The organism is Pseudomonas sp. IT-P176, assembly GCF_949767245.1.
Taxonomy (GTDB): Bacteria; Pseudomonadota; Gammaproteobacteria; order Pseudomonadales; family Pseudomonadaceae; genus Aquipseudomonas.
The window spans coordinates 1-5,834 of record NZ_CATKPN010000080.1 but is presented as its reverse complement, the minus strand read 5'-3'; the positions used below and the strand labels follow the sequence as shown (position 1 = coordinate 5,834).

The 5,834-nt window shown below is 63.1% G+C and carries 5 protein-coding genes; all 5 read right to left on the bottom strand.

Going from position 1 to position 5,834, the window contains the following annotated elements:
* Positions 1-52: 52 nt before the first annotated feature.
* Genes ACM6IP_RS22680 through ACM6IP_RS22660 form a run of 5 tightly spaced genes read right to left on the bottom strand, consistent with a single transcriptional unit; the run spans position 53 to position 5,621 of the window.
* Positions 53-826, bottom strand: a complete 774-nt coding sequence (locus ACM6IP_RS22680) for an enoyl-CoA hydratase (protein WP_095171478.1) — start codon at positions 824-826, stop codon at positions 53-55.
* Positions 827-841: 15 nt separating this feature from the next.
* A complete protein-coding gene (locus ACM6IP_RS22675) occupies positions 842-1,969 on the bottom strand; it encodes an acyl-CoA dehydrogenase (RefSeq protein ID WP_414862318.1) in 1,128 nt (375 codons plus the stop codon).
* Positions 1,970-1,978: 9 nt separating this feature from the next.
* Positions 1,979-3,172 carry an acetyl-CoA C-acyltransferase gene (locus ACM6IP_RS22670; protein ID WP_414862317.1) on the bottom strand — a complete coding sequence of 398 codons (1,194 nt, stop codon included), beginning with the start codon at positions 3,170-3,172 and terminating at the stop codon, positions 1,979-1,981.
* A gap of 12 nt (positions 3,173-3,184) precedes the next feature.
* Complete coding sequence (locus ACM6IP_RS22665) at positions 3,185-3,946, bottom strand: SDR family NAD(P)-dependent oxidoreductase (RefSeq protein WP_095171473.1); 762 nt, start codon at positions 3,944-3,946, stop codon at positions 3,185-3,187.
* 16 nt (positions 3,947-3,962) lie between these two features.
* Complete coding sequence (locus ACM6IP_RS22660) at positions 3,963-5,621, bottom strand: AMP-binding protein (protein WP_414862316.1); 1,659 nt, start codon at positions 5,619-5,621, stop codon at positions 3,963-3,965.
* Positions 5,622-5,834 lie beyond the last annotated feature (213 nt).

Genomic DNA, 5,834 nt, shown 5'->3' with positions numbered 1-5,834 from the left:
AAGGTTTGGGGGGCGCGGGGTTGCCCGCGATGGTGACCGTCAGACCCCTGGATTACTTACCGACAAACTCCGGCGCACGCTTGGCGATAAACGCCGCCATGCCTTCTTTCTGGTCCTGGGTGGCGAACGCCGCGTGGAATACCCGGCGTTCAAAACGCACGCCTTCGGACAGGCTGACTTCGAAGGCGCGGTTCACGCTCTCCTTGGTCATCATGGCAATCGGCAGCGACTTACTGGCGATCAGGGTCGCGACTTTCAACGCTTCATCCAGCAGCTCATCCGACGGCACAATGCGCGCCACGATGCCACAACGCTCGGCTTCCACCGCGTCGATCAGGCGACCGCTGAGGCACATTTCCATGGCCTTGGCCTTGCCCACCGCGCGGGTCAGGCGCTGGGTGCCACCCATGCCCGGCAGGACGCCGAGGTTGATTTCCGGCTGACCGAATTTGGCGTTGTCGCCAGCCAGGATGAAGTCGCACATCAACGCCAGCTCACAACCGCCACCCAGGGCAAAACCGTTGACGGCGGCGATGATCGGCTTGCGGCGGTTGGCCACCCGATCACTGTCGCTGAACAGGTCGTCCAGGTAGATCTGCGGGTAGGTCAGCTCGGCCATTTCCTTGATGTCGGCACCGGCGGCGAAGGCTTTCTTCGAACCGGTCAGGACGATGCAGCCGATCTGCGGGTCGGCTTCCAGGCCGTCCAGCGCATGGTTCAGTTCACTGACAATCTGCGCGTTGAGGGCGTTCAATGCCTGGGGGCGATTGAGGGTGATCAGGCCCACGCGGCCCTGGATTTCCAACAAAATCGTTTCGTAACTCATGCAAGGGTTCCTTGTTCAAAGATTGCGCGAAATGACCATGCGCTGGATATCGCTGGTGCCTTCGTAGATCTGGCACACCCGCACATCGCGGTAGATACGCTCCAGCGGGAAGTCGCTCAGATAACCGTAACCGCCGAGGGTTTGCAAGGCGGACGAACAGACCTTCTCGGCCATTTCCGAGGCAAACAGCTTGGCCATCGACGCTTCCACCAGTGCGGCCTTGCCGCTGTCACGCAGGGCGGCGGCGTAGTGCACCATCTGCCGGGCGACGGCGATCTGCGTGGCCATGTCGGCCAGGCGGAAGGCCACGGCCTGATGCTCGATGATCGGCTTGCCGAAGCTTTCGCGCTCGCGGGCGTAATCACGGGCAGCTTCGAACGCGGCGCGCGCCATGCCCACCGCCTGCGAGGCGATCCCGACCCGGCCGCCTTCGAGGTTGGCCAGGGCAATACGGTAGCCTTCGCCCTCCTCCCCCAACCGATTGGCCACGGGCACCTTGACGTCTTCGAACAGGATCTGGCAGGTGTCGGAGGCGTGCTGGCCGAGCTTGTCCTCGACCCGGGCAACCTTGTAGCCAGGCGAATCGGTGGGCACGATAAAGGCACTGATCCCACGCTTTCCGGCGCTCGGATCGGTCACCGCAAACACAATCACCACCCCGGCGTTCTGCCCGGAGGTAATGAACTGTTTGCAGCCGTTGAGCACATAGTGGTCGCCATTGAGGCGGGCGCGGGTTTTCAGGCCACTGGCATCGGAGCCGGCCTGGGGTTCGGTCAAGGCAAAGGCGCCGAGCATCGCCCCGCTGGCCAGTGGCGTGAGGAAGCGCGCCTTCTGCTCGTCGGTGCCGTACTTGAGGATGGGTACACAGCCGACCGAGTTGTGCACGCTCATGATGGTCGAGCAAGAACCATCGCCGGCAGCGATTTCTTCCAGGGCCATGGCGTACGCCAGGTAACCGGTGTCGCAGCCGCCCCACTGTTCGGGAACCAGCATGCCGAAGAAACCCAGCTCGGCCATTTGCGCAATGGCTTTCTTGGGGAAACGGTGTTCGCGATCCCACTCGGCGGCGAACGGTTTTAAGCGTTCCTGGGCAAACTGCCGGGCCGCGTCGCTGATCTGTAGTTGTTCGTCATTGGGCAGCATAGGGAATCCTTAATCCAGGCATTCAACGGCCATGGCCGTGGCTTCGCCGCCGCCGATGCAGATGGCAGCCACACCCCGCTTCAGGCCTTTGCGGCGCAGGGCAGAGAGCAGCGTGACCAGGATCCGCGCGCCCGAAGCACCAATCGGATGACCCAGGGCGCAGGCGCCGCCGTGCACGTTGACCTTGCTGTGGGGAATTTCCAGCTTGGTCATGGTGACCAGGCTGACCACCGCGAAGGCTTCGTTGATTTCGAACAGATCGACTTCATCCAGCAACCAGCCGGTTTTTTTCATCAGCTTCTTGATCGCGCCCACCGGAGCTACTGGGAACAATCCCGGAGTGTCGGCAAACGCGGCGTGGCCATGAATCACCGCCAGTGGCTTGAGACCGCGTTTTTGCGCCTCGCTGCGACGCATCAGGACCAAGGCCGCGGCGCCATCGGAAATCGAGCTGGAGTTGGCAGCGGTCACTGTACCGCCGGCGCGGAACGCCGGCTTGAGGCTGGCGATCTTGTCCAGCTTGGCCTTGGGCGGTTGCTCGTCGTCGGTGATGGTCTTCTGCTCTTTGCCGACTGTGACCTGCAGCGGGACGATTTCGGCGGTGAAGCTGCCGTCCAGGATGGCCTGCTGGGCGCGGGTGGTCGACGCGATGGCAAAGGCGTCCTGGGCCTCGCGGCTGAAGCCGTGTTCCTGCGCGCAATCCTCGGCAAAGGTGCCCATCAGGCGGCCCTTGTCGTAGGCGTCTTCCAGGCCGTCGAGGAACATATGATCGATCACGCTGCCGTGGCCCATGCGGTAGCCGCTACGGGCGCGGTCCAGCAGGTACGGAGCGTTGGACATGCTTTCCATGCCGCCGGCCACCACCACCTCGGCACTGCCGGCCAACAACATGTCGTGGGCCAGGATCGCCGCCTCCATGCCCGAACCGCACATTTTGTTCAGGGTGGTGCAACGGGTCGACTTGTCCAGGCCGGCGCCCAATGCAGCCTGGCGTGCCGGGGCCTGGCCGAGACCGGCAGGCAGTACACAGCCAAACAACACTTCTTCCACGGCATCGCTGGCCAGGCCCGCGCGCTCGACCGCCGCACGAATGGCGGCGGCGCCCAGTTGTGGCGCAGTCAGGCTCCTGAGGTCACCCTGGAAACCGCCCATGGGGGTGCGGACAGCGCTGACAATGACAATCGGATCGTTGTGAGTGGTCATGTTCATGACTCCTTATTTAGCGGCCATGCGCAAGGCACCGTCGAGACGGATCACCTCACCGTTGAGCATGCTGTTTTCTATGATATGCCTGACCAGCGCCGCGTACTCGCAAGGTTTGCCCAGGCGTGGCGGGAATGGCACGCCGGCGGCCAGCGAGTCGCGAACTTCCTGGGTCATGCCGGCCATCATCGGGGTTTCGAAGATACCCGGGGCAATGGTCATCACACGGATGCCGAAGCGTGCCAGCTCACGGGCGGCCGGCAAGGTCAGGCTGGCAATCGCGCCTTTGGATGCGGCATAGGCGGCCTGGCCGATCTGGCCGTCGAAGGCGGCCGCCGAAGCGGTGTTGATGATCACTCCCCGCTCGCCGTCCGCGTCCGGGGTGGCCTGGGCAATCGCCTCGGCTGCCAGGCGCAGCATGTTGAAGCTGCCGATCAGGTTGACGTTGATCACCTGGCTGAAACTGCTCAGGGCGTGCGGACCGTTTTTGCCAAGGATCTTTTCGCCCCGCACGATCCCGGCACAATTGACCAGGCCGTTGAGCCCGCCAAACGCCGCAACCGTGGCCTGCACCGCAGCCTGTGCGGCGTCTTCGTTGCTGATGTCGGCGACCACGCTGTGGGCCCCGAGGCGCTCGGCCTGCGCCGCGACCGCCGCGGCGTTCATGTCCACCAGCATCACCTTGGCGCCAGCGGCGACCAGCAGTTCAGCGGTGGCCGCACCCAGCCCCGACGCACCGCCGGTGACGATAAAAACCTTGTTTTCGATCTGCATCGTTGTTTCCTTGAATTCAAGCCTTGTTGACCGCGGCCTCTTGAGCCTTGGCGATTTCCTGGTTGCGCAAGATAAAGCGCTGCAATTTGCCGCTTGGGGTTTTCGGCAAGTCGCTGACAAATTCGATTTCACGGGGATAGGAGTGCGCGGCCAGGCGCTTGCGCACATGTTGGCGCAATTCTTCGGCCAGCTCCGGCGACGCCAGGTACTGGCTAGCGAGCACGACGAAGGCCTTGACCAGTTCGGTGCGCTCCGGGTCGGGCTTGCCGACCACCGCCGCTTCTATCACCGCCGGGTGCTCGATCAGCGCGCTTTCGACATCGAACGGACCGACCCGGTAACCCGAGGTGGTGATTACGTCATCGCTGCGACCGACGAAGCTGATGCTGCCGTCCGGGTTCAGCTCGACCGTGTCGCCGCTCAGGTAGTAGTCGCCGACAAAGGCCTTGGTCGGCGCACCGTCGTAGCCGGGGAACCAGCACATCGGCGACTGGCTGCGATCGATCGCCAGGATCCCTGGCTGGCCGACGGACAATTCGTTGTAGTTGTCGTCCAGCACCACAATGCGGTGGCCGGGCGATGCAAAACCGGCAGCACCGACATGCACCGGATGCTCGAGGCCGTGGTGATTGCACAGGACCATGCCCAGCTCGGTCTGGCCATAATGGTCGTGGATCACTACGCCGAGGTTATCGGCAAACCAGCGGATCACTTCCGGGTTCAGCGGTTCGCCGGCGCTGCTGACGATACGCAGCTTGCCTTTGATGCTGCGGGCGAACTCGTCGCCGCCGGCAATCAGCAGGCGGTAGGCGGTCGGCGAGCCGGTGAGGTTGGTGATCCCGTACTTGTTGATCACCCGGCAAGTGCTTTCCAGGGTAAACGGGCCGTCGTAGAACGTGATCGGGTGCCCCATGCCCAATGGGCCGGCCACACCAAAGTAGATGCCATAGGCCCAACCGGGATCGGCGACGTTCCAGAAGGCGTCTTCCGGGCGCAGGTCCACGGCGTCGCGGGTGTAGCTCTGGAAGGCGACAATCGCCTTGAGCGGCACGTACAAGGCTTTCGACGGGCCAGTGGTGCCCGAGGTGAACATCAGCAGGAACGGGTCTTCACCGCTGAGCAACACCGGTTCGCACTGGTTGGAATGATTGGCCAGTTCCGCCCAGAAACTGAAGTCGCCGCGGACCAGGCCCTGGCCCTTGGCACCGGTGACCGTGACGATGGTCGGGCAGTCGGGCACTTCGCTGAGTTTGGGCCGGTTCGCCGCATCGGTCACCACCACGGCCGCGCCGGAAGTGCCCAGGCGATGTTCCAGGGCCTTGGGGCCGAAGGCGGTGAACAATGGCTGATAGACCGCGCCAATGCGCCAGGTGGCGAGCACTACGATCAAGAGTTCGACGTTGCGCGGCAACAGGCCAGCGACTTTGTCGCCCTGCTTCACGCCCTGGGACTTGAGGAAGTTGGCGAAACGCGCGGCCTTGTCCTGCAGGTCGCTGAAGGTATAGGTCGCGCTGGCGCCGTCGCGCCCCTCCCAGAACAAGGCAATGCGCCCGGGCAATGCGTGGCGGTCGCAGCACTCGACACAGGCGTTGAGTGCCGTCAGCGAACCATGAAGTGCCGCATCGACCGTGTGCTGATAGTTGAACTGTGAAGTCGCAGACAGGTAATCGCGCATTGCCAGAATCCCTTGGTGTTTTTATTGGGTTGGGGGAACCTACAAAATCCTCGAAATACTCGCTCCACGGGCGGCGCGGGACAATGGTCAAAGCCATCAAGTTGCTTGACTGCTTTGGCCAAGGGGGCGCATCTGTGAGCCGACCCTAATGTTGGATTAGGCCGAGTGCATATCCATTTCTTCGGTAACGGCCTCCTATGGTTCCGCTTTTAC